We start from the raw sequence: 26834 nt of genomic DNA, 5'->3' as shown, positions 1-26834 counted from the left end.
CAGTTAATTATTTGTAAATTTGCACGCTTAAAATTTTGTGCGTTCAAGATAGCTAATGTCGGTTAAGATTGGAAATATAGATTTGGGGAAATTCCCGCTGCTGCTGGCCCCTATGGAAGATGTGAGCGACCCTCCTTTCCGTTACGTGTGCAAGCAGAACGGTGCTGATTTGATGTACACGGAATTTATCTCGTCGGAAGGATTGATACGCGACGCGGCTAAAAGTGTGCAGAAGCTGGATATTTTTGAATATGAGCGGCCCATCGGCATCCAGATTTTCGGCAGCAATATTGAAAGTATGCGTGAGGCTACGCAGATTGCCACACAGGTAAATCCGGATTTAATTGATATTAACTACGGATGTCCGGTAAAAAATGTAGCCTGTCGTGGGGCAGGGGCAAGCCTTTTACAGGATATTGATAAAATGGTTGCCATGACTCGTGCGGTTGTGGAAGCCACCCATCTGCCGGTCACGGTTAAAACCCGACTGGGATGGGACGATAACACCAAAAATGTGTACGAGGTAGCCGAACGCTTACAGGACGTAGGTATTAAGGCATTGACCATTCACGGACGTACACGGGCGCAAATGTACAAAGGCCAGGCCGACTGGACATTAATACGTGAAATCAAGCGCAATCCCCGCATTGAAATCCCAATTTTTGGTAATGGCGATGTGGATAGCGTGGAGAAAGCGGCCAACTGGCGCCTGGAATATGAAGTAGACGGCATTATGATTGGTCGTGCGGCCATTGGTTATCCCTGGATATTCCGGGAAATCAAACATTTTTTCCAAACCGGCGAAATACTGGCCGGCCCAACCATCGCCGAACGTGTAGCGGTTTGCAGAACACACCTGGATAAATCCATGGAATGGAAAGGCCCCAAAACCGGCATATTCGAAATGCGGCGCCACTATGCCAATTATTTTAAAGGTTTACCCGATTTTAAGGAATACCGCATGAAACTGGTTTCATCAGATAATATTGATCAGATACACAGCCTGCTGAACGAAATCAGCGAGGTTTACGAAAGTGTGGAAGCGTAATTTAGTAAATAACGTTGTCAACTTTACCGGCAAAGCGCCCGGTAAAGTTGACAACGGGTTCCTATAAAAAATCCTACTCGTGATAAATAACCACCTGCTGCCGGGTTAGATTACGGCCTTGTTTTATGTGCAGGTAATAAGTGCCATTGGGTATATCGGCTACAGGCAATACAAGATTTTCACTTTCTTTTATGGTTTTACTTGTTTTTAGTATCCTTCCCTTATCATCCAGTAGTTTTACGCTAAATTCAGGCATCATAAGCTTTTGGCTTGTTGCCGCTTTCGCTGTAGCCGGGTAGCCAATGGTTAACTCGGTATTTGCCGGGTTGGGGTAAATTGCTAAGCGTTCATAGCTGTCGCAATTGGCATATTCGAACCATGCTTCATACCATTCAGCAACATCATTCTCTTCGTTACAAGGACCTCCGCTTACCCATACATCTAAGCCATAGTACCCTACGGGCATAGATTCAGGTAAACTATAGGTACCTGTTTTAGACGTAATGGTATGCGAGGGGAGCATATAGCTACCATAGGCGTCATACAAGGTGGCATGGAGGGTTAAGGAATAAGAAGGCGTCTCATTTAGTGTATAGGTATATGTATTGGCGTAATCATCGTAATCCTCGTCGTGGTTACAGAGAATGTCAGTACCGCCGCCCAGACCATTTGAGCTGACTTCAACGTAATTAACCCAATAAGGCAGACCCACATGGATTGGATCGCTGGTTACTTCTACATTGCCGCAAGCGGTATGCACAGTTGCCTTTAACCGGATGATGCCGTAATCATCTCTGGGGTAACGGTGGTTTGTGTGGAATTGGGGGAGTTGATGGTTACTGCCCAGTTATCGCCTTCTGCCGTCCAGGTTACGGTAGCGCCGGTGGGTAAATTAGAGATGGAATATGTAGCTTCATCGCAGATGTAGGATGGGCCGGAGATAGTCGAATGAGCACATTCACATAAACAATTAGCATTTGCCACGCTGTTTCTAATGACATTACCTGGTTGAGAACCGAACCCAAGATTGAAATTTATACCTACACTTTGTAAATGGCAGTAACTCATAATAGTCCCTCCACCAGATGGAATACCAGGAATAGAACACCCGCCCTCTGTTCCTCCTGCGCAACCATCAATTGCTGTGTTATTACCATTCCATACACAAGCATGAGTATGGCGAGACCCAAATAGATGACCAAATTCATGGGTAATTACTTGTACAGTCCAACTATATGTAGGAACTGATGCATAATTGTCATATAGCATAGCTACAGATAACCTATCCGAAACATTTGAATTACATAACCCATCGAATCCGGCTGCAAGTCCTCCCCCAACGCCAGATCTAAATGTGAGTAATTGGCCTAAAGCCCCATTAAATGTAGTTCTATATGTTTGGAACTGTTGCAAAAGTGTACTTAAATCGTTGGACGTATATGGGTCTGTCGTAGTCCAAACATATAACTCAGAAAGAGAGATTTCAATATTTTCGTTCTGGTATAATGTTGCTACCTGATTGAATACAGCAGAGATAAAACTTTCGACAGAGGCTATGCTCCCTCTTGTTTGAAAAATATCATATTCGGTCTCAAGATACAAGCGAACACAAACATCACCTGAAAGAGTAGCAAGTTTAGATGATTGGAACAGCACTTCAGGATTATATTTTATGAGATTGTTATCTCGTGTTCCACATTTGAAACTCATTTTATCTTTTAAGTTCTTGTCGTTATAAACAATATGTTTACCAAGTCTTTTGTCTAAAGACAAATTAAAGTTACCCTTTTCAGTAACGATCAATCCTATTACTTCATCCTCTAAAAAACTAATGGCAACCAAGCTATTAGGATTGCCTTTTACAACTCCACGATAATGTTTTATTTGTTTGTTTGCAGGGAATCTTTGTCCATTATTTGTCACAACCTCATAGTTATAGAAAGAAGCAGGGACTTTGAGTAATTCTATTTGAATTGAATCTTCCTTAAAGGGAATTGATAAGATAATTGCTTCGTTTAGACTGGCAAATGTTTCTTTTTTATAATCCATAAAACTTACGTCTTTTGGGTTTATAAAAAGATTCAGTGCCTGTTTTTCTGTTACAACCTGTTTAAATACAGAATTAATTTTGGTGAAATTTACCTTAGCTTGCTGTATTTTTTCATACAATAAATTTTGTTGGCTGAATGATTCTATTGTAGAACAAACAAGAATCACACAAAGACAGTGATGAAGTATTTTTTTTATCATTACCATTTCAATTTAAAGAATCATTACTCTGAATTCTAATAAAATACGCTGTCAATTTAGATTCATATATCGCTAAAGGGTCAATTGGATTTATTTCGACTGTCATTTTATCTGAAAACATAGCTACAGCATATAGGTTATTGCCAATTTTCAGTAAATCATTCTGTCCGCCTCCGTGTAAAGTAGCTTCATACATATATTCTCCGGCAGCAAAACCTATGTTATCTTCAATATCGCTACTTATTATCAGCCGTCCGTCCGAATGGAATTGGTATACAATATTATTGCAAGAATAGTCTTTAGTCTGACGTTGTCGGGAGTTACTGGAGTAATGCTCTCCCTTGACCAGCTTCCATTTTCCACCGATATCAGTTTCTGAGCCAGCCACCGCGTCTACAGGACATTGAAGGATACCATTTGATGCGTCTTTCTTTTGGCAACCGCCAATCAAGGGCAAGAGAAAGATTAGCCCAATCCAAATTATATGTGCATATTCAAAATGCGTGAGATCTTTCATATCTTTTAAGTTTTATTTGGAATAAAAAAATTTAGGGTAGTAAATAACACAAATAAAATATTTCGAAATCATATAATAATAAGATAATCACGGCGGCAAATCGCCACAAACTGGTGGATGAGGCTTCATGGTTTAAATAGGTTAGTAAAACAAGTTTAGAAAAAATCCATTAATGAAACAACTTTATTTTACTTAAAACGTGTGCGTTATGTCTAACGCTACAAAAAATATCATTAAAAGATAGTGCTTAACGGGTATTGATTAAGAAGCGGCTTAAGTTAACCCTTGCGTCCGGCCTAAGCTGAAACTTAAGCCAGAGGGGTTATTAGGCTATCGGCTTTAATTACTGAATTTGTATTTATAACAATCGTTCGGCTATCTTGCCATTTAATTTCGAAATTTTCATTTTTACTTTTTTGAGCAATTGCATTAGAAAGTTGTGCCGCCTCACTATTTTTATATCTGATCGCTACTTTAGAATCTAATTTTTTTATATAAACTTTCTCATTATAGGCATAATAATATACTTTATGGTTAATAGGGAGAATAAAACTACATATTACAGTAATTAAACTTCCAATCAGCAGAGTTAAAATAATAGAAAATAAAGGTTTCTTCATATTGCTATTTGTTAATTTTCAGAGCCATATATTTCTTTGTTAATTATTATTTGTTTGTTGTTAATTTTGGAAATGCCGGAGATATCTGTATTTGCTGTGCAAAGAGGGAGTTTCTTTTCATTATCTTTTGCATATCTATAAGTAATAACTAAGGGATAATTCTTACTATATGTTGAAGCAAATAGATATGCGTCCTTAAATTCAGGTTCCTCTTTCTGGATTAACTGTGCTGTTTCAACAGGCAAATTATAAGTAAGTACTGTATCTTTAGATTTAATAAGTTCAATTACATATCCTTTGAGGTTGTAAGAATTATATTTAGTGCAGGGATCTATGCCGATTACATATATCTCTTCTGTAAAAGAAGCTTTCTGTTTATCACAACCGAAAAGTGTTAAAATACAGGCACTCAAAATATATTTTATAGCATTATTTTTTTTCATGGTGATTAAAGTTAATTTTGAAATTTAGCTGAAATGCAGCTATGGTAATGCATGCAGGTTTAATTAGAATCAGTAAAGATTTAATCATTAATCGTATATTTTATTTAAGGCGGCAAATCGCCACAAACTGGTGGATGAGGCTTCATGGTTTAAATAGGTTAGTAAAACAAGTTTAGAAAAAATCCATTAATGAAACAACTTTATTTTACTTAAAACGTGTGCGTTATGTCTAACGCTACAAAAAAATATCATTAAAAGATAGTGCTTAACGGGTATTGCTTAAGAAGCGGCTTAAGTTAACCCTTGCGCCCGGCCAAGCTGAAACTTAAGCCAGAGGGGGGTAAAAGTTTTTTCATGATTTTGTGATTATTTTAATATTGTTTAATTAGTTTTTTACTTTGGTGAAGTAATAATAAACAGCATCAACAGCATAATCATGCAGCACTAATGTATCATTAATAAATCTATCTACAATATGAATATAAGGATAGCCCCGCTTATCATAAAAATTCATAGTGAAAGTGGATAATCCGTTAGTGTATATTTCCGCTTCATTTCTCCAGATTATTGTAGTATCGGCGTAAATAACATCATTATATGTAACTCTTACTGTATTTTGTGTTGAGAAATCGTAATAAGAATTATTATAATATTGAACCATCTTTGCATTAATTCCCCCTTTTCCATATTGCAGTTTCCACTTTCCATGAATAGCAGCCTGGATAACAGAAAGAGGTTTGTCATATAAGGTCATATTAAGCGGGGAATGCTCCTTCTTTTTACATCCCGTAAAGCAAATGATGTTAATAAGGGTTATAGCGAATAGAATAAAAAATACATTTTTCATCGTGATATAAATATTATTTAAGTACTCATTATTGGTTTTATTATCAATAATGAAGTAGCACTGATATTAAGTCGGCAAATATGTTTTTTAAGAAGGCTTATAACGGAAGGTGGTTTCGCTTGAAATAACACCGACTATACTGTAATTGATGCCTATGTGAAAATTAGATTTAATTTATCACGGTGGCAAATCGCCACAAACTGGTGGATGAGGTTTCATGGTTTAAATAGGTTAGTAAAACAAGTTTAATAAAAATCTATTAATAAAGCAAAACTTATTTTGCTTAAAACGAGGCTGTTATGCGTAATGCTACAAATGTTATTAAAAGATAGTGCTTAACAGGTATTGCTTAAGAAGAAGGCTTAAAGTTAGCCCCTGGCCCAGCCCAAGCTGAAACTTAAGCCAGAGGGGGGCCTGTGCATATATAACCAATGGAAAAATAGCAACAATAATAAGTAATAATTTTTTCATTGTTTTTCGATTTTAGTTAAAATAATATGATTGTAAGTGTAATCTGCAGGATGAAATGGCTCCTTACATAGTTTCATCGCCTGGCCCGAGAATTTTATTTTAATACCCGGATATTCAGGTATATTTCCAAGACTATTTAAGAAAGCATCATTGCATACAAAAAAAGTATGTACACAATCAATACAATCAGTATCGTTAAACCATATCCCATAATTGAATTGGGGTACATTAGGGTTATCTTGGATGTTGTTTTTATATATGTATCCTGTTCTATTATCACTATCCTGTATGGTAAATACTACGGGATTATTGCAGCCTTCACATTGTGCCTCGTTTTTCTTCTTACAGCCTTCCATTAAAAATGCTAATGCCATAATACAGAAAATAGCTGTAAATACTTTTTGGGTTGTTTTCATAATTGTAAGATTTGTTATAGTAAGATTAATTGCAGAACATTTTCGATTCGCTAAGCCGGCAGATACATTTTTTAGAGAAGTATTTAAGAAAGTGATTTAGCTGGAAATAGAAATAATAACACCGACTATACTGTAATTGATGCCTATGTGAAAATTAGATTTAATTTATCACGGCGGCAAATCGCCACAAACTGGTGGATGAGGCTTCATGGTTTAAATAGGTTAGTAAAACAAGTTTAGAAAAAATCCATTAATGAAACAACTTTATTTTACTTAAAACGTGTGCGTTATGTCTAACGCTACAAAAAATATTATTAAAAGATAGTGCTTAACGGGTATTGCTTAAGAAGAAGGCTTAAAGTTAGCCCCTGGCCCAGCCCAGTGCTGAGACTTAAGCCAAACGCAGGAATGGATGCGAGACCGGATAAAAAAGTCAATTGCTTTTAGCGGACAGGGTGAAAAATACAGGAACAAATTTTTGCAGGCCGCCTTTTCGGAATGTGATAAATTAATAAGCGAAATAGAACAATGAGAGTAGTATTATCCCATCCTAATCCAAGCCATTTATTTCATACCCCTTTGTAACTTTTTCCGTTAATTGATATCTAACACACAACAACCGAAAAAACTAAGATGATGATAACTACCACAACGCCCACCATTGAGGGAAAAAAGATTACCAAATATTTAGGTATAGTTACCGGCGAAACCATTATCGGCGCCAATTTATTCCGGGATTTTTTTGCAGGTATCCGCGATATTGTCGGCGGACGGTCTTCGTCGTATGAAGAAGTATTGCGACAGGCAAAGGATACCGCTTTACGCGAAATGCAGCAGTATGCCATGTCGCTTGGGGCTAATGCTATTGTTGGCGTCGACCTGGATTACGAAACTGTAGGCAACGGCGGCAGCATGCTTATGGTAACAGCATCCGGCACAGCGGTGTTTTACGAAGATTAAGTATCGTTTAGAAAGCGTCACAAATTATTATCTGCGATAAAATCGCAGTGCTCATGCATCCGCGTTACAAACGCGGACGATAACAGAATTTCAGGCAGCGATAACTACGGGTAAATACGGATAGGGAATAAGGGTTTATTGGTATTTCCAATGATTGACCGGGCACCTAACTTTATCCATTGTTTAATCAAATTATCGTTGCTATGAAACGCATACCATTACTTACCCTGGCACTGGCTGTATTGCTGGCAGCAGGCATTGGCGCCTGCAAAAAGAATAAAAAGGATGACGACAGCTCTTCCTGTGGAACAGTCTGTAATAAGCCGCTTGACAACGGGCAAACAGCTGGAACAACCCCTTCGGGCATTGTAGGAAAATACAAGCTTACGTACCACAAAGTTAATAATGGCGGCCCTTTTGCCGATGGCGAGCAGGTCAACTTTGAGCTTACCAGCGATAATAAATTAAAAGTAAGCACCGCATCAGACTGTGTTACCATCGAAAATCCGCGTGCAACAAGCCCGGTAGAGGTTTCTTTTCCTGACAATTGTAAATTTAACGTGAGCTTCGCGGCATCGGCATCTACCCAGGGCGGATTAAACGAAGTCAATGTTGGCTCTTTAACCGGCCAGTTCTACGGGCAGTTTAGAAAATAATTCTTGCACGGACGAGAATAGTCTGCAACACGCAAACAGCGTTCAAAACGTTGTCTGCGTTTGTTTCTAAGCATCCTTCATAATGTCCAGGATCTCTTCTACGTATCGCCGCTCGTTGGCTAAACGGGGCACTTTGTTTTGTCCGCCGAGCTTACCACGATTTTTCATCCATTGGTAAAATGTGCCATCGGGAGCCACGTGCACCAAAGGCCGCCGAAGCGCCATATCCTTAAACCGCTTGGCATCGTAGTCTGAATTGATCTCACGTAAGGTTTGGTCAAGCGTATCGATGAATACATCCAGGTTATCGGGTGGGCGCTCAAACTCAATGATCCATTCATGACTACCGGCTTCGTTACCCTTAAAGTAAACCGGACAAGCGGTATAGTCGCGGATACTGGCCCCGGTTTTCCGGCAGGCTTCCGTCAGTCCCTTTTCGGCATTGTCAATGATCAGCTCCTCACCAAAGGCATTGATAAAGTGCTTGGTTCGCCCGGTTATCTGTATCCGGTAAGGCGATAGCGAAGTAAATTTGATGGTGTCGCCAATCATATACCGCCATAAACCGCCGTTGGTGGATATCACCAGCGCATAATTTTTGCCGAGCTCCACATCCTCTAAACCTATGGTCGGTGGATTTTCCCGGTCTAAGTGCTCCATAGGGATAAATTCGTAGAAAATGCCGTAATCCAGCATCAGCAGCATTTCTTCGGAATTTGGCAGATCCTGTATGCCAAAAAATCCTTCAGACGCATTGTACGTTTCCAGGTAATACATTTGGTCTGACGGGATGAGCTTTTTGAACTGCTCACGATACGGTGTAAAGCTCACGGCACCATGAAAATAAAGCTCCAGGTTAGGCCATACTTCCAGCAAATTGCTTTTCCCGGTCAATTCCAGGATGCGCTTTGCCAGCACAATGTTCCACGTGGGAACTCCGGATATGTTGGTTACATTTTCAGTAATGGTCGCATGAGCTACCTTTTCAACCTTTTCCTCGAAATTATCCATCAGCGTGATGGAAATATCCGGTGTACGGTAAAATTCAGCCCAGAACGGCAGGTTTCGGATAAGCACCGCCGAAAGATCGCCGTAATAAATTTCTTCGTTCAGCTGGTTTACCTGGTGGCTGCCGCCGAGAACCAGTCCTTTGCCGGTAAATATTTTGGCATTGGGGCGGTTGTTGCAGTAAATGGAAAGCAGATCTTTCCCGCCTTTATAGTGACATTCTTCCAGCGACTCATCCGTTACCGGGATAAATTTGCTTCTGTCGTTAGTAGTGCCCGACGATTTTGCAAACCAGCGGATCTCCGAGGGCCAGAGAATATTCTGCTCGCCTTTGAGCATACGCTCAATGTAAGGCTTCAACGTATCGTATGTTTGCACCGGAACACGTTCCCTGAATTCTTTTTGGGTGAAGATAGATTCGTAGCGATATTTTTTGCCCCACTCGGTATGCTGGGCGGTAGAGATCAGCTGCTGGAACCATTCTTCCTGTACATCGTGCGGATATTTTATGAAAAGCTCGATCTGATGAATCCGCTTTTTCATTATCCAGTTGAATATGGAGTTTACAAGTGTCATTGTTTTCCTGTAAACTGTTACAATTTTTTACGACGAAGCTCAAAATGCTGACCCAGGTAAAACTTACGGGCCATTTCATTTCCGGCTATTTCCTGCGGTGTGCCGGTAAGCATGATCTTACCTTCGGTTAGCAGGTAGGCACGGTCGGTGATAGACAGGGTTTCCTGCACGTTATGGTCGGTAATCAGTATACCGATATTGCGTAATTTAAGCTTGGCAACGATAGATTGTATTTCTTCAACGGCAATGGGGTCTACGCCGGCAAAAGGCTCATCCAGTAAAATGAAATTCGGGTTGGCGGCCAGGGCACGGGCAATCTCGGTACGTCGCCGCTCACCGCCCGAAAGCAGGTCGCCACGGTTTTTACGTACTTTGTTCAGGCTGAACTCATTGATCAGCTCTTCCAGCTTTTCGCGTTGCTCGGCCTTGTTATGTACGTTCATTTCAAGCACGGCCATGATGTTATCTTCTACAGAAAGCTTCCGGAACACAGACGCTTCCTGTGCCAGGTAGCCAATACCTTTTTGCGCCCGGCGATACATCGGGTCGCCGGTTATATCTTCATCCTCCAGGTAAACGTGGCCTTCGTTTGGCTTTATCAAACCTACGATCATGTAAAACGAAGTGGTTTTGCCGGCTCCGTTCGGGCCAAGCAATCCTACAATTTCGCCCTGCGACACATGGAAGGATACATTGTTTACAACGGTTCGCTGCTTATATTTTTTTACAAGATTTTCTGCTTTGAGTATCATGCTTTATTGTTTCTCCGGAAACCGGGCGTTAAATTAAAAGTAAAAATCCGGATTTTATTGTGGCGGGTTATCTTTTTACGTTTAACATCGGGCAGCTTGGGACAGGTCGCGAACAATTACCTATTTGAATTTCACCTTAGCCATAAGTTCTGATATCCTTGATATTTAGCTGAACAGATTTCTTCTCTTTCCAGATACGTTCTTCGATGGTGTAGCAAATATCAAACGGAATACCTTTACGGATTTCGGCAAAATGATGTCCTAACCCGAAACCGATACACTCAAACACCGGCGAATTATCCTGGTAAACCATCATTTTGAGGTGATTGTTGCCCACAATAGATGCCGAGCCGTTGACATAAACCTTTTTGCTTAAAAATACCGGGGCCATATTTCCCGGGCCAAAGGGGGCAAACTGGTTCAATATCCTGAAAAATTTGGGTGTAATATTTTCCAGCTCCATGCAGGCGTCAATGGTAATTTCCTGCACCAGCATATCATCGGTAATGGTTTGCGATACTACTTCCTCAAAACGTTGCCTGAAAGCGGGAACGTTCTCTTCTTTCATGGTTAGGCCGGCCGCATATTTATGTCCGCCAAACTGTTCGAGTAGATCGCTGCATGAGCTTAACGCTTCGTACAGGTCAAAACCTACTACAGAACGTGCCGAACCGGCCACATGGTCGTTAGATTGTGTTAGCACGATGGTTGGCCGGTAGTATTTTTCGGTTAGCCGCGATGCTACGATACCAATAACGCCTTTGTGCCAGTTCTGGTTATAAACCACCGTAGTTTTGCGGGTTGACGTATGGATGTCGGCATCGAGCATTTCGAGCGCCTGCTCGGTAATGGTAATATCGTGTTCCTTACGCTCGGTATTTTTCAGATTGATGAGCACGCCCTTATCCCGGGCTACATGGTGATTATCGGCTATGAGCAGGTTTACCGCATGCTTGGCATCGTCTATACGTCCGGCCGCGTTGATACGCGGGCCAATGGTAAACACAATATCCGAAATGGTATAGGCCGACTTTCGTCCGGCCACATCCATTAGCGCCGAAAGCCCGGTACACGGATTTTCATTCAGCTTTTTGATACCATACCAGGCCAGCACCCGGTTTTCGCCGGTAATGGGGACAATATCCGAAGCAATGCTTACGGCAACCAGATCCAGGTAACATTCCAGCTCATCTGCCGGCAGGTTATTTTTCTGGCTATAGGCCTGCACTAATTTGTAACCTATGCCACATCCCGACAGCTCTTTGTACGGGTAAGCGCAATCCTTACGTTTAGGGTCTAACACGGCACAGGCCTGCGGCAGCTCAGCCCCGGGCAAATGGTGATCGCAAATAATAAAGTCGATGTTTTTCTGGTTGGCATAAGCGATCTTATCAATGGATTTTATACCACAATCGAGCGCAATGATCAGGCTGTAACCGTGGCTGGCAGCATAATCTATACCTGCTGTTGATATACCATAGCCCTCTTTATAGCGGTCGGGAATATAAAAATTAATATTGCGTATATACTTCCTGAAAAAGCTGTAAACCAGCGCCACGGAGGTAGTTCCGTCAACATCGTAATCGCCGTAGATCAGTACACGTTCCTCCCGGGCAATCGCCTTTTCAATGCGTTGTATGGCGATATCCATATCCTTCATGAGAAAAGGATCATGCAAATGGTTTAGCTCCGGTCTGAAAAAACTACGGGCAGCGTCAAAATCTGTTACCTGGCGCTTTACCAGCAGACTTGCCAGTATTTCGTCTACCTGTAACGATTCTTTCAACCTTTTAACGGATTCACTATCGGTAATATGCTGCTGCACCCACCTTTTTTGCATACTTTTGCTCGGTTTATTGGGTAAATATACATTAAAAACATGGCCGGTTGTTAGCGCCTTTACCATTTTTATTCAGAATAGCATAAGGCTCAATCATATAGAACTTACATCCGGTTAACCGAAATTGAATGACAATGAATGCATTTGCGTTATACGAAGGCTCTTACTCTGTTGACGGTTCCAAAAAATTCCTGCCATTTAACCCCGAAACGGACGACCCTAAAAGTCGCCCCGGTTCCTTATTTATTTATGTGCAGCCTTTCCTGGTTAAAACCAACAAGCATTTAATGGTGTTAGATACCGGCTTAGGTCAGCGGGCGGCTAACGGGCAATTATTGATCCATGAAAATATACGCCGGGCTGGTTACCAACCCGAAGATGTGAACCTGGTGCTGATGTCGCATTTGCATTACGACCATTCGGGAGGCATGACAGACGGCACACAACTGGCTTTCCCCAATGCCGAATACGTTATTCAGCGTGGCGAATGGGAGAACGCATACAGCAAACCCTCTGCCAGCTACCGGACTGAAATATTCGATATTGTGCAACGCAGCGGCAACATCCATTTTGTTGAAGGCAGCGGCCAGTTGACGGATGATATCAGCTATGAGCTTACCGGCGGTCATTGTGAATTTCACCAGGTATTTACCATTAAAAATGCGGGTAAAACGATATTTTTTGGAGGCGATATTCTGCCTGAACCCGAACAGCTTTTGCGTCGTTTTATAGCCAAATATGATTTTGACGGTCGCAAAGCGATGCAGCTTCGCGAAGAATACGGTCATAAAGCTGCACTGGAACATTGGCTATGCCTGTTCTATCATGCCAAAAGCACGGCGATGGGCTATGTAGAAGAAAATGAGGGCCGGTTTAAGATTGTGACAGTGTAGAATCCGCGATCGAATCTGATAGTCCCGGAAGACAGGGCTGCAAACGCTCACCCGTGTGAACTTTCGGGTTTGTGGGCTATGGAAATTTCTTATAAATATCTTTCCTGTGCGCAATGATAAGAAGCGATACCGTTTGAGTATCCAGTAGTTCCAGGCCTATAATCAGCGAGCTTTATGCGGTAATAGGTTTATAACCGCTTATTTTCTTAACGTTTTTTATCTGGCGTATACTTTTGGGCATTTTTCAACCTCCCCTAAAATAGCCTCAATTTTATCGGCTATTTTGCCATAATCAATTTTATCAAGGCTTTTGTAGAAAGATCGCTCAATCTTGAGTATCATTTTGCCGATCGTAGTTTTTTCAGCAGCTCCTGTTTAGTAACAAATTTTCCCGTTTTAGCTTTGGTCATCATATCACCAAAAATCATGTCCTCAATATCCTCAATGTTAACTGCTTTTACCGTATCGCCCAGTTGTTTGGTCATTGCAGCCAATACTTTTAAGTTCGAGGGGTTTTTGCTTTCTATGATTAGCGCTGCCATGTATGTTGTTTTTGGTGTAACAATAGCGCTATTCCTATTTATCGCTAAAAGCGTAGCTATGGGCTATAGAGCCAATTCCTGTCGCTTTTCAATATTCCTTAATGTTGTCAGTAATTCGGAGTTCGGGGATAAAAATCTGTAAAACACTTACAATAAACGGTGTAAAAAAATATGTATGTGCCAATTTATAATTTTCAGCTTATGTTCAAGTGCCTGAGTTGGAGAGTTAAGCCTCAGCGATTGAACGATGCACTTTCTAATTGTTAATATATTACATTAATATTGCAAATTTCTCAACAATTACTATGCGGCTGCCTCATATTTTAAATTAAATTCGCCGTTTTAATTGTTTAATTGCTAAAATAGTAATTAAACATCCTCCTATAACCGTATTAAAACTATGTCTGAAAATAATGATTCGTTAAACATTATCAGAGCAAGAAATGCCTCTGAGCCTGAGTTTTTACAAGCAGTAACCGAGGTTGCTGAGTCTGTACTGCCCTACATTGAAAAACATCCCGTTTATAAAAAGAATAAGATATTTGAACGAATAGCCGAGCCGGAAAGAGTAATTATATTTAGAGTACCCTGGCTTGACGACAAAGGAGAGATCCACGTAAACAGAGGCTATCGCATACAAATGAACAGCGCTATTGGCCCCTACAAAGGTGGTTTGCGTTTTCATCCATCGGTTAATTTAAGTGTTTTAAAATTTTTAGCGTTTGAGCAGGTATTTAAAAACAGCTTAACCGGGCTTCCGATGGGTGGCGGTAAAGGCGGTTCGGACTTTGACCCCAAAGGAAAATCAGATAACGAAGTAATGCGCTTTTGCCAGAGCTTTATGACGGAGCTATCGCGGCATATTGGCGCTAACCTGGATGTTCCCGCCGGGGATATCGGTGTTGGAAAACGCGAAATAGGTTACTTATTCGGCCAGTATAAACGGCTGCAAAATGAATTTACAGGCGTTTTAACCGGAAAAAGTATAGAATGGGGCGGCAGCCAGATCCGGCCTGAGGCCACCGGCTACGGCTTGGTTTATTTTGTTGAAGAAATTTTCAAAACCCAGGGCAAAGACCTTTTGGGAAAGGTTGTGGTTATTTCAGGTTCGGGAAATGTGGCTCAGTTTGCTGCCGAGAAATGTATCCAGGAAGGAGCCAGGGTAGTAACCATGTCAGATTCTTCAGGGTTTATCTATGATCCTGAAGGCATTGACTTGACTAAGCTGGCTTATATTAAAAACCTGAAAGATAATTTAAGGGGCAGAATAAAGGAATACATCACGCAGTATCCTTCGGCGCAATATTTTGAAGGCGAAAAACCCTGGCGAATCAAATGTGATATCGCGTTGCCTAATGCCACGCAAAATGAGCTGGATGGCGAAGATGCCAGGACATTGATTGCTAACGGGTGTTTCTGCGTTGCCGAAGGTGCAAATATGCCCTGCACACCCGAAGCTGTACAGGAATTTACCAAAGCAAAAATATCTTATGCGCCCGGTAAAGCGGCTAATGCCGGCGGAGTAGCGGTTTCTGGTTTAGAAATGGCGCAAAATTCGCTGCGTTATAACTGGGACAGGGAAAAAGTGGATTCAAAGCTGAAAAGAATTATGCACGATATTCATTCCATCTGTGTAAAGTACGGTACAGAAGAAGACGGGCATGTGAACTACGAAAAGGGTGCAAATATCGGGGGCTTTGTAAAGGTTGCTGATGCGATGATTGCCCAGGGGGTTGTTTAATTCAGAACAGGATTAAATTTCATCCCTAATATTTATACAGAAGCAGATTGCTTTCCCGTACGTACGGGATTCCTCCTCGTTCCAAAGGAATCCCATTGGGACAAGGACGAAAATAGGGACGTTACTGCGATCACGGGTATTCGCATTAGCGGTCAATATAAGAGCTAAAAAGCCCCGACCGTCATTCCGGGCTTGATTCAAATAGTTGTGTTTTTAACATACTCATAGACTAACAGAATGAGCATTAAAACAATTTTTTGTCAGTTGTCAGGATAGCCCGTATTGTTTCAATACATCTTCGGGTACACCGGTCCACCGGTTGGGTTTATTTCCGGCATAGCCGATATCTTCCAGGCCCATTTTGCTGGTAAAGAAGCCCGATGCGGTGAGGTCACGCATACGGTTAAAGAATGCTACTCCCTGTTTCATTTCGGGTTTGGCTTCATCGGGGTAAGCGATTTCTTCAACAATTTCCACTTGCTGGGCCGGGGTACATTGCACAAACGATGTGCCGAACCTGTTCATGCATTGTAATTCCAGCCAGCGTATGCCGCCACGCATAGGGATTTTGTGGTCGGGTATATCTTTTACAATAAATTCAATAAAAGCCGGTACACCGGCGTCAGATGCGCTGCCAGAGCGCTCATCTTTAGGGATGATCATATCGGCTAACACGGTAATAACTGCCATCTCTTCGGGTGTAAAAAATATCTCCTCATGTAGCTTCTTATTGCGTTCAATTTCAAAGGGCTGTAAGCCTTCCGTTGGCTCCTGAACCAGCTCTTTTTCATTGCTGGTCTTTTTTGAAGGTTTGCAGTTTTCCAGCAACAGCCCGGCCGAAACAGCGCCAACACCAATTGCTTTAAGAGAATCGCGTCTGTTCATTTCTTTATCAGATATTTAGTTTTTTTCGTTGTTGAAGAATGTATTCGGAAGTTCGCATGGATAAGGCCAGAATAGTCCAGGTGGCATTTTTATCGCCCTGCTGAACAAACGGAGCGGCATCTACTACAAACAGATTCTTACAATCGTGCGCCTGGCACCATTTATTCAGCGCCGAGGTTTTAGGATCATCACCCATGCGTACTGTACCTACTTCATGAATGATCTTTCCGGGAGCTTCCAGCCCGTAATTGGTTTCAGGACCTTGTACGGTAGAAGTAATAATAGCTCCCATGTGATGCATAACGGACTGAAATGTTTCCTGCATGTGCCGGGCCTGCTTTATTTCGGCATCTGTCCATTTATAGTGAAACTTGAGCACCGGAATTCCGTATTTATCCACTACGTTATTGTCTATTTCACAATAGTTATCCTTGCGGGCAATGGCAGTACCCCGACCGGCCATATATACATTGGTACCAAAAAAGCGGCGATAATCATCTTTAAGGGAAACCCCGAACCCGCCGGCCTTTTTTTTCTCACCGTTCTTTCCGGGAACCAAACCGTTCTTTTTGTGGATGCCATCGGCAAAACCATACGATGGCATGTGCATACCGCCGCCGTATTCAATATGATAACCCCGTGGAAAGTCAAGCTTTTTATTATCGAGCCACCAGGGCGAATAGATATGCACGCTGCCTACGCCATCTTCATTATATCTTTTGCGGTCAAGCAGTTGCGGCAGAAAACCACTCAGGCTGGCCCCGGTAGAGTCATGCAGGTATCTTCCAACTACACCACTGCTGTTTGCAAGTCCGCCGGGATGTTGTTTTGATGCCGAGTTGAGTAATAGCCGGGCCGTTTCGCAGGCGCTGGCACCCAAAATCACGGTTTTGCCTTTTACCTGATATTCCTGCATATCATCTTTGCTGACGTAGGATACACCGGTGGCCAAACCTTCTTCGTTGGTAAGCACCTGGCGGACCATGGCATTGGTAATAACTTTCAGGTTTCCTGTTTTTATTGCGGGTATTACCAGGCAGGATGAAGATGAAAAATCTCCGTAAACCTTGCAGGCCCGTCCGCACTGACCACAAAAAAAGCAGGCTCCACGGTTACTGTTTCCGGGTAAGGCTTCGGTAAGTACCGAACCCCGGCCGGGGATAACGGTTACTCCGGCTTTTTGCGCCCCGTTTTTAATCATCAGCTCGTGCAAACGGGGTTTGGGTGGTGGTAAAAATATCCCGTCAGGCTCATTTTCCAGGTTTTCAACGGTTCCGTAAATACCGATCATGCGGTCTACTTTATCGTAGTATGGTTTTATTTCATCATAAGTGATCGGCCAGTCGTCTGTAAGACCATCTATATGATGACTTTTAAAATCGTTAGGCCCCATCCGCAGCGAGATACGTCCCCAATGATTGGTACGTCCGCCAAGCATCCGTGAGCGAAACCACTGGAAGTCGGTACTATCTTTTGTGGTATAAGGCTCGCCATCCAGCTGCCAGCCGCCGAAGGCGGCATCAAAATCACCAAACGGACGGGTGGTTGAAGCTCCCCGGCGTGGTGATTCGTACGGAAATTTTAACTGCATGGAATCTTTAGCCGGATCCCAGAATGGACCCGCTTCCAGCATCAGTACATTAAGCCCGGCATGGGCGAGAACGTAACCCGCCATTCCGCCACCGGCACCCGAACCAACAATAACAGCATCGTACACAGAAGCTGATTTTTTGATTTGCATCTTTAATTAAATAAGGTTAATAATGCTCGTATAGGTTTATTTTGAGATTATTTTGGATGCTTCAGGCCGTTACCTGGTTTTTATCAGGATTCATCTGACTGCTAAAATCATCTTCAACAACCTCTTAATCTAAGCTAAAATTGCTGGTTAATATACGAAAATTGTTGATGCGTGGTTATAAAAAAATATCCATCATGCTGGCTACGGGCGCAAGCGCCGCTTGTGTCTATATTCTTATATCTTTCAGGTACGAGAGACCCTCCCTCGCTTAAGTTTAAGTTTTGGCCACTGTAATGGTTAGCTTAAACGTGCTCCAGGCTTAAGTTAGCCCACAACTCAGTCTTTCCCCTAAACTTAACTCAGTTAGGAGTACGAGCGCCACGATCGCACTAGCGATTGTTAGCTCCTTTGTATTACCAAGCCCGTAGAGCTGCTATTGCTTAGCCCTACGGACAGTTTGTAATTTTAAGATTAATATGGAGATTCATCAGCTCCGATATCTACCCTTGAATTGACCACCCTGGTACTGTGGTCTACATCAAATTCACCAGGCTGAGCAACAAAAGAAGGTAAACCTGAATTTATACAAGCAGATGAACTGGCTAAATGAAGATCAGGAGTTGGTAAGCTACCCGAGACAAATCCAGGGCTTCCATAGGTTGAGTTAGCGTCAAGCCCTGTTCCTGAGATAAATGAAGCAAAAGTTAAATAGGTTGGTCCTCCGTTTCCTCCCCAATCAAATATAATATTTGATGGCGTTCCCGACGTAGAGTAGTAGTTATTATAATCGAAAGTCAGATTTGTTGAGGCATATCCTGCTAATGCAATCACAACAATATTTGATCGCGAATGTACTATATTGTTTATAAATGAAACATTGTCCATATTTTGAAGGTGTATTTCGCCGCCCCAGCCGCCTGCTGAATAATTATTAAACAAGGTATTATTACTTACCATTGAGTTAATTACGCTACTGTTGGGTTGGTTCGCCCCGAATAATATCCCGGCTTCAATGTTGTTATAAATAAAGTTGCTGCGAACATTTATACCTTCTGCCGTATTGTTATCATTTTCACATCCTACATTGATACCCGCATAATTGGCATAGCAAGTGTTGCCTTCTATATTAATCCATTTGCCGCCATCAACGTAAATTCCTCCGGAAGTAGCTATTGGTGAAACGCAATTATAAACGATATTTCCCCTGCAATTTCCATTGCGGGCATAATTAACATTAGATGGAGCCCCGGTCCATGAGTAATGACCGGACATATCAATACCGATATTACTGATATCATGTACAGTATTGTTTTCCAGTAAAAAATTCACCACATTCCCGGTTAATGTTAATCCTTCGCTATACCCGGTGTTACAATCATAAATTTCATTGTATCCGATGTAAATTTCCGAATAGGATGTAGCTGTTTGGCCAACAACAATAAGTGGGCTGGCATTATCATTAGATGTAGGGGTCGCACTAGGATTTGATGTCCAATTAATATTGGAAATTTCGCACTGTGTAAAATGGACATCAGTGCCCGACCCTGTCATTGCGATTCCGGAAGCGTAATTTCTAATATTGTTGGTTATATGGATATCATCAATACGGATATAACTTTTGCTTTCAATACTAATCATGGCATTTTGCGTACTGTTGGTTGCATTAATACCATCCAGAATTACTGTTCCTCCGTTGTAACTTGTCAGAGTAATTGGTTCTGAGTTAGATGCACCTGAATTGGGCCACCACAGTCTTTCATGATAAGTGCCTCCCGCTACGTATATGGTAGCGCCAACACCATCTGTTGTTTTCCACAGTGCAGCCTGAATAGTCTTAAGCGCCGTAGCTGGCGAGAGCCCGTCATTCGCATCATTTCCTGAAGTATCATCTACATAGTAGTTGGTAATTGAAGATACTTTCGCGGGTTTGCTTTTTGACCCTGCCCTAAGTTCCGCCTCAATGGAATTGTTTTTAGAACAAGAACTAAAGGCGAAAGCAATCATTCCTAATAAAATTAAATTTTTCATGTTTAATTGGTTTAAAAAGGGTTAATTATTTTTTTATCAACTCAAATACAGGCAGCCTGTCTAATGAGACATTCTCCTCTATTATTTTAGGTCCCCTGATAATCTTTCCCGCATCACTTTTCCAAACGCCTTTGGGCAAGTGTATTTTCCTTGTATTTTCTTTGGTTACAACGGGCGCTACCATATACCGCTTACCCAACATGAACTGGTCTTGTATTTCTGCCATTCCCTGATTGGGGAATTCATACTCCATTGTTCTGACAATAGGCTCTCCGCTTATAGCGGATGATTTTGCCTGTTCCATAATATATGGGACATATTTTTTTCTTACGGCCACCATCTTTTTTACAGCGGCCAGATTTGCCTCGTTTAATACACGCCATGGAGCAACGGAGAATTGCATCATTGGCATTAAAGCCGAACACGCGGCAGAACGTACTACAAGTTTTTCATCCAGGTTCTTTCTTCCGATAAAAGACCCATACTCGCCTCCTCCAATCATATCCGGACAGGTAAACTGATAGCCTAATAAACCGGCGGTGGTGATATGGGGAATTAGTTTTTGAAGGTCCTCCCAGCTATGCTTTTTATCGCGTAAGCGTTGTACCAGGGGTTCTCCTCCCATTTTCCACATGGCCCGGTATTCGTTTAACGGATAGTATTTACCAAATCTTCCCCAAAGAAGACTATGTTCATTAGGAGTGGCGGGTTTAAAAGAAATGGCATTTTTAGGGTAAAAATCCGCATCACCTGCATCAAATTTGAATCCATCCAGATGATATGTTTTTACCATGTATTCCAGCCTGTTATGAAACCACTTTTCTGCATCAGGATTGGTAAAATCCATTACGGCACTGTAGCCGTTCCACCAGTTGATTATAGCAATCTTGTCTGCTTCTGACCAGGCCTTTTTACTTGCCCCGTCATATAAAAGGTATTTTTTAGCCTGTAATTCCCTGAAAACCTCTGTATCAGGAGAAATAAACGGGCTAATCCACAGCATCACTTTAAAGCCCATCCGGTGCAAGGTATCTACCATACCTGCAGCGTCATTAAACCTGTCTGCCCTGAAATCAAATCGTCCGTAGTAATCCGCCCAGTTATCATCAATCATAATTACCCCCGGAGGAAAACCGTTAGCTATAATTGCTTTGGCATAAGCGATGATATCTTTTTGGTTCTGATTATAAACCAACTCTATCCAGGTATTATATTGCGGACTGGTGAACAGCAATGTATCCGGAAGTTTCCCCTTAGACGGAAAGAACCTTTTACTGGCGTTTAGATAAGCTTCACGAAGATTTTTTCCTGAAGAATCTACCACAACGGGTTCTCCGCTGTTTGATATAATTAATTGATTATTTCTGATAGTAAAACGGAAAGGCTCTTCGCTCCAGATAAATTTCCCTTTGGTTGAAACAAGCAGGGGTGCAGCTTGATTGGTGCCGGTATTTCCGTAAAGGTCGAAATTGTAACCGTTCTTAAAAGGCATTAAATGGGCCTCATTAACTGCTCCTCCGAACCATTTTTCTTCCTTGCTTAATTGGATTATTCTTTCTTGTGCGACTAAATCTGGCACGATGCTCAAAAAGAATAAAACCAACAAATTCAATTTTATAAATACTTCCCTCATCATGCCTTTACTTCACCTGAATTTTATAATTCAATTTATTATAGCCTGTAGTTTCTTCCCAAACATTATTATTGGCTAAGCGGATGCTGTATTCCGGCCTTGCAGCTATACTTTCATAAGCATCTGGCAGGTTCAATAATAGTTCGTATTCGCCCTTTTCCAGATTTGCAGGAATGGTTACAGCAGACTCCAGTTTAACGGTTCCGGTGTACCATTTTCTTATATCGGTATCAATGGCTAATGTTGTTACTTCCTGTGTTCCTGCTTTACGCAACAGCAATTGCACCGGACGGGCATTATAGGGTGACGCGTATCCCTTATTGATTAGGTTTATTGTAAATGCGAAATTATTGCCTGCTGTTACCGCATCAGGAAATATGGCATTTTGCAGCACAAACCTGTATCCGAGATTTTTCTTGATATTGTCCATACATCCTGTTGTTTGCCAAACATTGTTTACCTCATTATTATATTGCGCATTGATGTAGCTGTAGTGCATTTCGGCAAATGCCGCCTGTGCCCTTCCGGCAGGTTCGCAGTTAATATCCGGCAAAAACGGTGCGCAGGTTTCTCCGCCTACAACCACGTATTTACTGTCTTTGCGCTGGTATTCTTTTAGAGCATCCACTATGGAAGAGCTTGCACTTCTGCCGCTTGAACTATTGCCATAGTCTTCGTAGGTTCCGGTATCATTAGGCCCCGACAAGAAACAGTCGTTATGAAAACCTATTCTAGATTTTTCATTTTCTATGAAGGCTTCGGCCTCTGTTAATGGAGCAACCGTTACAGGGGCGTTAACACCATACACATAACGTTGCTTCTGCTGCGGGTATCTTACCTGTACCATTCTGCTTGCAGGAACAGCATTTAACAACGCCGCAAGTATTTCTGCCCTGTCTGTCCAGTTAGTATCGGTCAATTTGCCTTGTCCGCCGTTAGCGGATGGGTCGCCAAAGAAATCGGTATAATACTGTTCTCCCCAGATGCCTATAAAGCCAAACTGAACACAGGCTATCACGTCCGCGTTATCCCGTAAAACAGGTTTTAAATCTGCTATATGCTGTAGTACCTTTTCTTTTGATGTATCGCCATAAGGCGGGCAAATGCTTCCGTCAGAGCAATTACCCCCGGTTGAACTTATGGTATAAACAAACCGTGGTATGAGCTTTACTCCCGCGGTTCTGGCCGCGGCCATGTCCTCGTTAATTTTATCTAAAGTACTTTGTGGTATAGCTGTATTTTTTACATCATCCAGTACATAATATCTGAATACCAACGTACTGTAAACGCGATAGTTAGCATTAACGATGCTTTGCAATTGGCGATATCCTGCTAAAGTATGAGCGTTTAAAACTGTAAAATTGCTGGTATATGTTTCTGTATACCGGTAAAATCCACGCTCGGGGTTCGGAAAATCTTCTGTACTTTCTGTATAAGTAACCGTAGGTTGCGGGCCGGGGTCGGGCGCTGGAGAGGTTCCGCCTTTCTTCTTACAACTCAGCAACGCTAAAACCAACATTAATGCATAGCGGGACAAATTTCTAAATGGTTTCATGAGGAATGAATTAAATAATTAGAGTTTAAAAAATATTTTCTTTTGGTAAAGCCAGTAACACAGGTACCACTGGGTAAAGAGCGCAACCATAGCAGATATTACAGACATTATTTGATTGGAAAGACCGGTTATGCTTAATAATCCTTTAACAAACACCGCTACAAAACCATTGAACCATTGCATACCCACCGTATTGGAAAACAGGTAAATAAAAATGGCGTTCATACCAACTACCGTAAATATCCAGGCATATTTCGATTGTTTTTTCACATCATTTATCCAGAATAAAAAGGCCATAATTAACAATACCCATCCTCCGGAAACCAAAACAAATGAGCTGGTGCTTATGCGTTTGATAATTGGGGTAATGCCACTCAGGTCTAACGCGTATCCGGCTATTAAAGCAATGATTCCGGCTGCAATCAGATAATTCACTTTTTGCCGGTTATTTAATGAGGAGATTAATAATTTACCTGCTACAACACCCCATATCGTATGTGCTGCCGTGGGGATGAAATTAATGGTTACCCACCCATCGGTATTTATTTTCCCCATTAAAACGGTGTCCATAAAAGCGCCGAAGTTGTGATGCTCTGTAAAAGGCTGGTCGAAACCGGGTACTTGTACAAAACGGTACAGCAACTCGGTTAATAATAACAGGAGTAAGGAAAAAACTATTTGCCAGGTTTTTGATTTGCGTATAATCAGGTAGGCAATGATGGTGGTTACAGAAAGCTGGGTAAGCACATTCCATAATTCCCAGACTAACCTGCCCGCATACACACAATGTAACGCGGTTCCAAGCGAAAACAGCCTGAAACTGCGCACAAGTATGTGGTTAAAGTTATTTTTCCAGCTAATGCCCCTTGTAGACTTTCCGTGCCACGAAATATAGAGTGCAGTTCCGGCCATCAGCATAAATGCGGGTTGTACTAAATCCCAGAAACGCAACCCATGCCATGGATGATGGAAAAATTGCTTAACGATATTGCCAGAAAGTGATTTATCAGAAGTAATATTATCCAATGCTTCGTAAAGCATACAACTCTCTGCGGCAAGCAGAATCATGATAAGCCCACGCATAACATCCAGCGAGAGTAAACGCTGTTTCACAAGCTCCATATTTCGTGGCTCGTTTTTCATGGTTATTCAGCTATTACTATTTTATGGCTGAACAAACCTTCGGTAGTATTTAAAGTGGCTACATATATCCCTGATTTTGCAGACAATGGTAACCTGATTACCTGATTACCCGGAACTAACCGTACAGTGCTGTTTGTTAGTATTTTTCCATTTATATCAGACAGTAAAAACCTGGAAGCCGAATTTCCATTTGTGTAAACATTGAGTTCCAAAATATCCTGCCCTGGTACTTTATGTACATTAAATTGTGTTTTTTGAAATTTGGATTTTACTTCTACTACACCCAGAGAGGTTACTGCTCCATTTAAATCAACCTGCTTTAATTCATAATAAACGCTTCCGCTTGAAAGGCTGTAATCTGTATAGCTGTAAAATAGCCGGGAATTTGAATTTCCTGCTCCGTTTATGGTGGCTATTTTATTAAATGAAACTCCATCTGCAGATTTGTATAACTCGAACCGGGAGTTATTGTGCTCTGAATAAGTTGACCAGTTTAATTTAACTGCATTTTTTGTTGATGCACCGGTAAAGGAGGCCAAAGAAACTGGTAAAGTAGTATTTCCTGTGGTATTAATTTTCAGGTATTTGGCTACGGAAGCATCGGGGTCTATTGCGGGAAGCGTTCCGGTATTTTCAGGGTCATTGTCTAAAATAGCTACATTGATAAAAGCTCCTAAAGTGCCCAGGTATGATTTGGTAATGGAAAACTCTATGAAATTTTTCCCTCCCACTTCTACAACTGCCGACCTTGTATGTACGGCTGGATTAGTCCCAAGATTTTCTATCGAGGTAAAACCGCCCCAATCATCTGCCGGATTTCCCGAATGCTGAAATAAATCGCCCCACCATGGCGCATTTCCATTTAGCATATAATCGGCTCCGGCCCCGGCGCCATACTGCCATGAATTATCGTAGCCTGTTGCCGGGTTGTTATCTGTATCCAGATACATCCGCAAGGTGTTAAAGGTCATTGCTGTAGTACCTTCTACTAAAAAATACAGATGTGTTTCGGTACCATACGTTTTCAATGCCAGCAGACTTCCTCCTGTACCTTCTGCATTGGTATGAGCATACGGAATAGCGTCCCAGTCAGAAAAATTTCCGTCAATAACAATATCTGCCTTGGCAGTAATGTTAACAAGCCATAAAAGGCTAAAAATTAATGTAAGTTTCCTTTTCATGATTATTTATTTTTAACTGATTAAGTTGAAAAACCCAGATGGTTAAGCTCAATTCTTTAAATAGGATAGGGCGTAACTTTCTCTGTTTCTTTTGTTTACCTGAAAGAATTTAAGATAAGCTCTGCTGATAGTATAGCTGGCTTTATGTATGCCAGCTATACTATCAGCAGGGTGGAATTCAAACTATAAGACTATATTTATAATGCCGATGTTCTATAATGGATATATGGCATATTTTCCATCGGGAAGCCCGGTTGCAGGTATAGATCCCCTTTCTGTATAACTGCTTGAATTTTCAATGATACAAAAGTTAAGAGAACCATTTAGCGTGCCTAAAAACGACCTATCGATAGAGAATTCTATTAATTTTTTACCCTCTACGGTTTTAGGTGGCGAATAAAGGATAGTTTCGTCAAAAGATGCTATATCACTAGAGAAACCATTCCATCCGTCAGCAGGGTTACCGGAATGTTTAGCTAAACCGCCCCAGTTTCCAGTAAAACTGCCTTCTAACTTATAATCAGTTCCAGATGCAACGGGATAAAGCCAGTCAATTTTATATCCGGTATCGGGATTTTTATCTGTATCCATGTGGACAACTATAACATCCAATACCATTTGGTCTGTACCTTCTAACAGAAAATTTAAATATTTACCGTTAGCAAATGTTTTTACCGCTCGTAAAGTCCCTCCCTGGTTATCCTCATTTACATAAGTATACTCTACATGTTCCCAATCGGTAAAGTCACCGTCAATTTTGATATTAGGCCCCAGAATATTTACCGTGTCTTTGAATGTGGAGACAATATCCCCTTTTTTCGCGGTTAGGGACACCAGATATTTCCCCTTAGTTTTGTATACATATTGTGGTGACTTTTTGGTAGAGGTTGCTCCGCTATTATCGCCAAAATCCCATTCATATGTGGTAGCATCGGTAGAAAAATTAGTAAAGTTTGTTACATAACCATCTGTTACATAACTAAATACCGCTTTTGTACCTTCGTTGTCTTTTTCCTTTTTACAGGATACTGTCAATATCATGATTATGGCAATCCATGTTAAATTAATTATCTCTCTTTTCATATCTC

25 protein-coding genes are annotated in these 26834 nt (G+C 41.5%); 5 read left to right on the top strand and 20 right to left on the bottom strand.

Annotated elements, in window-relative coordinates; translation table 11 throughout:
• The first annotated feature begins 55 nt into the window (after positions 1-55).
• On the top strand, positions 56-1048 hold the full coding sequence (gene dusB, locus FW774_RS01155; protein ID WP_149346329.1) for a tRNA dihydrouridine synthase DusB: 993 nt from the start codon (positions 56-58) through the stop codon (positions 1046-1048).
• A gap of 73 nt (positions 1049-1121) precedes the next feature.
• Here dusB and FW774_RS01150 read toward each other — a convergent pair whose 3' ends face one another.
• The 8 genes from FW774_RS01150 to FW774_RS01120 all read right to left on the bottom strand — a co-directional run bounded on the left by FW774_RS01150 (position 1122) and on the right by FW774_RS01120 (position 6612).
• A complete protein-coding gene (locus tag FW774_RS01150; RefSeq protein ID WP_149346328.1) occupies positions 1122-1808 on the bottom strand; it encodes a T9SS type A sorting domain-containing protein in 687 nt (228 codons plus the stop codon).
• An 8-nt stretch (positions 1809-1816) separates the two neighbouring features.
• Entirely contained in the window at positions 1817-3298 is a 1482-nt protein-coding gene (locus tag FW774_RS01145; RefSeq protein WP_187774770.1) for a zinc-dependent metalloprotease, read from the bottom strand.
• Positions 3299-3305: 7 nt separating this feature from the next.
• On the bottom strand, positions 3306-3815 hold the full coding sequence (locus tag FW774_RS01140) for a hypothetical protein (protein ID WP_149346326.1): 510 nt from the start codon (positions 3813-3815) through the stop codon (positions 3306-3308).
• Between the two features lie 308 nt (positions 3816-4123).
• Complete coding sequence (locus tag FW774_RS01135) at positions 4124-4435, bottom strand: hypothetical protein (protein WP_149346325.1); 312 nt, start codon at positions 4433-4435, stop codon at positions 4124-4126.
• 11 nt (positions 4436-4446) lie between these two features.
• The gene (locus FW774_RS01130; protein WP_149346324.1) at positions 4447-4878 is read right to left on the bottom strand and encodes a hypothetical protein; all 432 of its coding nucleotides are present in this window, start codon (positions 4876-4878) and stop codon (positions 4447-4449) included.
• 385 nt (positions 4879-5263) lie between these two features.
• Positions 5264-5725: a hypothetical protein gene (locus FW774_RS01125; RefSeq protein ID WP_149346323.1), complete on the bottom strand. Its 462-nt coding sequence runs from the start codon at positions 5723-5725 to the stop codon at positions 5264-5266.
• A 321-nt stretch (positions 5726-6046) separates the two neighbouring features.
• Positions 6047-6196 carry a hypothetical protein gene (locus FW774_RS20310; protein WP_187774769.1) on the bottom strand — a complete coding sequence of 50 codons (150 nt, stop codon included), beginning with the start codon at positions 6194-6196 and terminating at the stop codon, positions 6047-6049.
• The gene (locus FW774_RS01120; protein ID WP_149346322.1) at positions 6193-6612 is read right to left on the bottom strand and encodes a hypothetical protein; all 420 of its coding nucleotides are present in this window, start codon (positions 6610-6612) and stop codon (positions 6193-6195) included. Before FW774_RS01120 ends, FW774_RS20310 begins: the two co-directional genes overlap by 4 nt.
• Positions 6613-7248: 636 nt before the next feature.
• On the opposite strand from FW774_RS01120, the gene FW774_RS01115 reads away from it, so the two are divergent.
• Complete coding sequence (locus tag FW774_RS01115) at positions 7249-7572, top strand: heavy metal-binding domain-containing protein (protein WP_149347119.1); 324 nt, start codon at positions 7249-7251, stop codon at positions 7570-7572.
• A gap of 203 nt (positions 7573-7775) precedes the next feature.
• Positions 7776-8228: a hypothetical protein gene (locus tag FW774_RS01110; protein WP_149346321.1), complete on the top strand. Its 453-nt coding sequence runs from the start codon at positions 7776-7778 to the stop codon at positions 8226-8228.
• Between the two features lie 66 nt (positions 8229-8294).
• Here FW774_RS01110 and FW774_RS01105 read toward each other — a convergent pair whose 3' ends face one another.
• From FW774_RS01105 to recJ, 3 genes are all read right to left on the bottom strand, one after another.
• Entirely contained in the window at positions 8295-9812 is a 1518-nt protein-coding gene (locus FW774_RS01105) for a GH3 auxin-responsive promoter family protein (RefSeq protein ID WP_149346320.1), read from the bottom strand.
• Between the two features lie 17 nt (positions 9813-9829).
• Positions 9830-10564 (bottom strand): LPS export ABC transporter ATP-binding protein, encoded by a 735-nt coding sequence (lptB, locus tag FW774_RS01100; RefSeq protein WP_149346319.1) that lies wholly within the window; start codon positions 10562-10564, stop codon positions 9830-9832.
• A gap of 136 nt (positions 10565-10700) precedes the next feature.
• Positions 10701-12404 (bottom strand): single-stranded-DNA-specific exonuclease RecJ, encoded by a 1704-nt coding sequence (gene recJ, locus FW774_RS01095; protein ID WP_149346318.1) that lies wholly within the window; start codon positions 12402-12404, stop codon positions 10701-10703.
• Between the two features lie 134 nt (positions 12405-12538).
• Between recJ and FW774_RS01090 the strand changes: the two genes are divergently transcribed.
• Positions 12539-13297: an MBL fold metallo-hydrolase gene (locus FW774_RS01090; RefSeq protein ID WP_149346317.1), complete on the top strand. Its 759-nt coding sequence runs from the start codon at positions 12539-12541 to the stop codon at positions 13295-13297.
• A gap of 338 nt (positions 13298-13635) precedes the next feature.
• Here the strand turns inward: FW774_RS01090 and FW774_RS01085 are convergent, their stop codons facing one another.
• Positions 13636-13839 (bottom strand): hypothetical protein, encoded by a 204-nt coding sequence (locus tag FW774_RS01085; protein ID WP_149346316.1) that lies wholly within the window; start codon positions 13837-13839, stop codon positions 13636-13638.
• A gap of 400 nt (positions 13840-14239) precedes the next feature.
• On the opposite strand from FW774_RS01085, the gene gdhA reads away from it, so the two are divergent.
• Positions 14240-15580: an NADP-specific glutamate dehydrogenase gene (gdhA, locus tag FW774_RS01080; RefSeq protein ID WP_149346315.1), complete on the top strand. Its 1341-nt coding sequence runs from the start codon at positions 14240-14242 to the stop codon at positions 15578-15580.
• A gap of 267 nt (positions 15581-15847) precedes the next feature.
• Here the strand turns inward: gdhA and FW774_RS01075 are convergent, their stop codons facing one another.
• The 8 genes from FW774_RS01075 to FW774_RS01040 form a co-directional block, all read right to left on the bottom strand.
• Positions 15848-16465, bottom strand: a complete 618-nt coding sequence (locus FW774_RS01075) for a gluconate 2-dehydrogenase subunit 3 family protein (RefSeq protein WP_149346314.1) — start codon at positions 16463-16465, stop codon at positions 15848-15850.
• Between the two features lie 7 nt (positions 16466-16472).
• Positions 16473-18206, bottom strand: a complete 1734-nt coding sequence (locus tag FW774_RS01070) for a GMC family oxidoreductase (RefSeq protein WP_149346313.1) — start codon at positions 18204-18206, stop codon at positions 16473-16475.
• 471 nt (positions 18207-18677) lie between these two features.
• Positions 18678-20234 carry a hypothetical protein gene (locus FW774_RS01065; protein ID WP_149346312.1) on the bottom strand — a complete coding sequence of 519 codons (1557 nt, stop codon included), beginning with the start codon at positions 20232-20234 and terminating at the stop codon, positions 18678-18680.
• A gap of 25 nt (positions 20235-20259) precedes the next feature.
• Entirely contained in the window at positions 20260-21813 is a 1554-nt protein-coding gene (locus FW774_RS01060) for a glycoside hydrolase family 31 protein (RefSeq protein WP_242457666.1), read from the bottom strand.
• Positions 21814-21874: 61 nt separating this feature from the next.
• Positions 21875-23422, bottom strand: coding sequence for a DUF4832 domain-containing protein (locus FW774_RS01055; RefSeq protein ID WP_242457665.1), 1548 nt, complete (start codon positions 23420-23422; stop codon positions 21875-21877).
• An 18-nt stretch (positions 23423-23440) separates the two neighbouring features.
• Positions 23441-24565, bottom strand: coding sequence for an acyltransferase family protein (locus tag FW774_RS01050; protein WP_242457664.1), 1125 nt, complete (start codon positions 24563-24565; stop codon positions 23441-23443).
• A 2-nt stretch (positions 24566-24567) separates the two neighbouring features.
• Positions 24568-25746 (bottom strand): T9SS type A sorting domain-containing protein, encoded by a 1179-nt coding sequence (locus FW774_RS01045; protein ID WP_149346311.1) that lies wholly within the window; start codon positions 25744-25746, stop codon positions 24568-24570.
• Positions 25747-25959: 213 nt separating this feature from the next.
• Positions 25960-26829, bottom strand: a complete 870-nt coding sequence (locus tag FW774_RS01040; RefSeq protein ID WP_149346310.1) for a PKD domain-containing protein — start codon at positions 26827-26829, stop codon at positions 25960-25962.
• Positions 26830-26834: the final 5 nt, after the last annotated feature.

The organism is Pedobacter sp. BS3 (assembly GCF_008274585.1).
Taxonomy (GTDB): domain Bacteria; phylum Bacteroidota; class Bacteroidia; order Sphingobacteriales; family Sphingobacteriaceae; genus Hufsiella_A.
Note: the sequence above shows the minus strand (reverse complement) of the source record. Positions and strands in the feature narration are given on the sequence as shown.

What these genes read in the sequence shown, in the direction of transcription:
- FW774_RS01065 (WP_149346312.1), bottom strand. Translation starts at nt 20,234, where the DNA reads ATGAAAAATTTAATTTTATTAGGAATGATTGCTTTCGCCTTTAGTTCT.
- FW774_RS01055 (WP_242457665.1), bottom strand. Translation starts at nt 23,422, where the DNA reads ATGAAACCATTTAGAAATTTGTCCCGCTATGCATTAATGTTGGTTTTA.
- FW774_RS01090 (WP_149346317.1), top strand. Translation starts at nt 12,539, where the DNA reads ATGAATGCATTTGCGTTATACGAAGGCTCTTACTCTGTTGACGGTTCC.
- FW774_RS01140 (WP_149346326.1), bottom strand. Translation starts at nt 3,815, where the DNA reads ATGAAAGATCTCACGCATTTTGAATATGCACATATAATTTGGATTGGG.
- FW774_RS01075 (WP_149346314.1), bottom strand. Translation starts at nt 16,465, where the DNA reads ATGAACAGACGCGATTCTCTTAAAGCAATTGGTGTTGGCGCTGTTTCG.
- FW774_RS01085 (WP_149346316.1), bottom strand. Translation starts at nt 13,839, where the DNA reads ATGGCAGCGCTAATCATAGAAAGCAAAAACCCCTCGAACTTAAAAGTA.
- FW774_RS01125 (WP_149346323.1), bottom strand. Translation starts at nt 5,725, where the DNA reads ATGAAAAATGTATTTTTTATTCTATTCGCTATAACCCTTATTAACATC.
- FW774_RS01120 (WP_149346322.1), bottom strand. Translation starts at nt 6,612, where the DNA reads ATGAAAACAACCCAAAAAGTATTTACAGCTATTTTCTGTATTATGGCA.
- FW774_RS01110 (WP_149346321.1), top strand. Translation starts at nt 7,776, where the DNA reads ATGAAACGCATACCATTACTTACCCTGGCACTGGCTGTATTGCTGGCA.
- FW774_RS01145 (WP_187774770.1), bottom strand. Translation starts at nt 3,298, where the DNA reads ATGATAAAAAAAATACTTCATCACTGTCTTTGTGTGATTCTTGTTTGT.
- FW774_RS01050 (WP_242457664.1), bottom strand. Translation starts at nt 24,565, where the DNA reads ATGAAAAACGAGCCACGAAATATGGAGCTTGTGAAACAGCGTTTACTC.
- lptB (WP_149346319.1), bottom strand. Translation starts at nt 10,564, where the DNA reads ATGATACTCAAAGCAGAAAATCTTGTAAAAAAATATAAGCAGCGAACC.
- FW774_RS01070 (WP_149346313.1), bottom strand. Translation starts at nt 18,206, where the DNA reads ATGCAAATCAAAAAATCAGCTTCTGTGTACGATGCTGTTATTGTTGGT.
- FW774_RS01130 (WP_149346324.1), bottom strand. Translation starts at nt 4,878, where the DNA reads ATGAAAAAAAATAATGCTATAAAATATATTTTGAGTGCCTGTATTTTA.
- FW774_RS01115 (WP_149347119.1), top strand. Translation starts at nt 7,249, where the DNA reads ATGATAACTACCACAACGCCCACCATTGAGGGAAAAAAGATTACCAAA.
- FW774_RS01105 (WP_149346320.1), bottom strand. Translation starts at nt 9,812, where the DNA reads ATGACACTTGTAAACTCCATATTCAACTGGATAATGAAAAAGCGGATT.
- gdhA (WP_149346315.1), top strand. Translation starts at nt 14,240, where the DNA reads ATGTCTGAAAATAATGATTCGTTAAACATTATCAGAGCAAGAAATGCC.
- FW774_RS20310 (WP_187774769.1), bottom strand. Translation starts at nt 6,196, where the DNA reads ATGAAAAAATTATTACTTATTATTGTTGCTATTTTTCCATTGGTTATA.
- FW774_RS01135 (WP_149346325.1), bottom strand. Translation starts at nt 4,435, where the DNA reads ATGAAGAAACCTTTATTTTCTATTATTTTAACTCTGCTGATTGGAAGT.
- FW774_RS01040 (WP_149346310.1), bottom strand. Translation starts at nt 26,829, where the DNA reads ATGAAAAGAGAGATAATTAATTTAACATGGATTGCCATAATCATGATA.
- recJ (WP_149346318.1), bottom strand. Translation starts at nt 12,404, where the DNA reads ATGCAAAAAAGGTGGGTGCAGCAGCATATTACCGATAGTGAATCCGTT.
- FW774_RS01045 (WP_149346311.1), bottom strand. Translation starts at nt 25,746, where the DNA reads ATGAAAAGGAAACTTACATTAATTTTTAGCCTTTTATGGCTTGTTAAC.
- dusB (WP_149346329.1), top strand. Translation starts at nt 56, where the DNA reads ATGTCGGTTAAGATTGGAAATATAGATTTGGGGAAATTCCCGCTGCTG.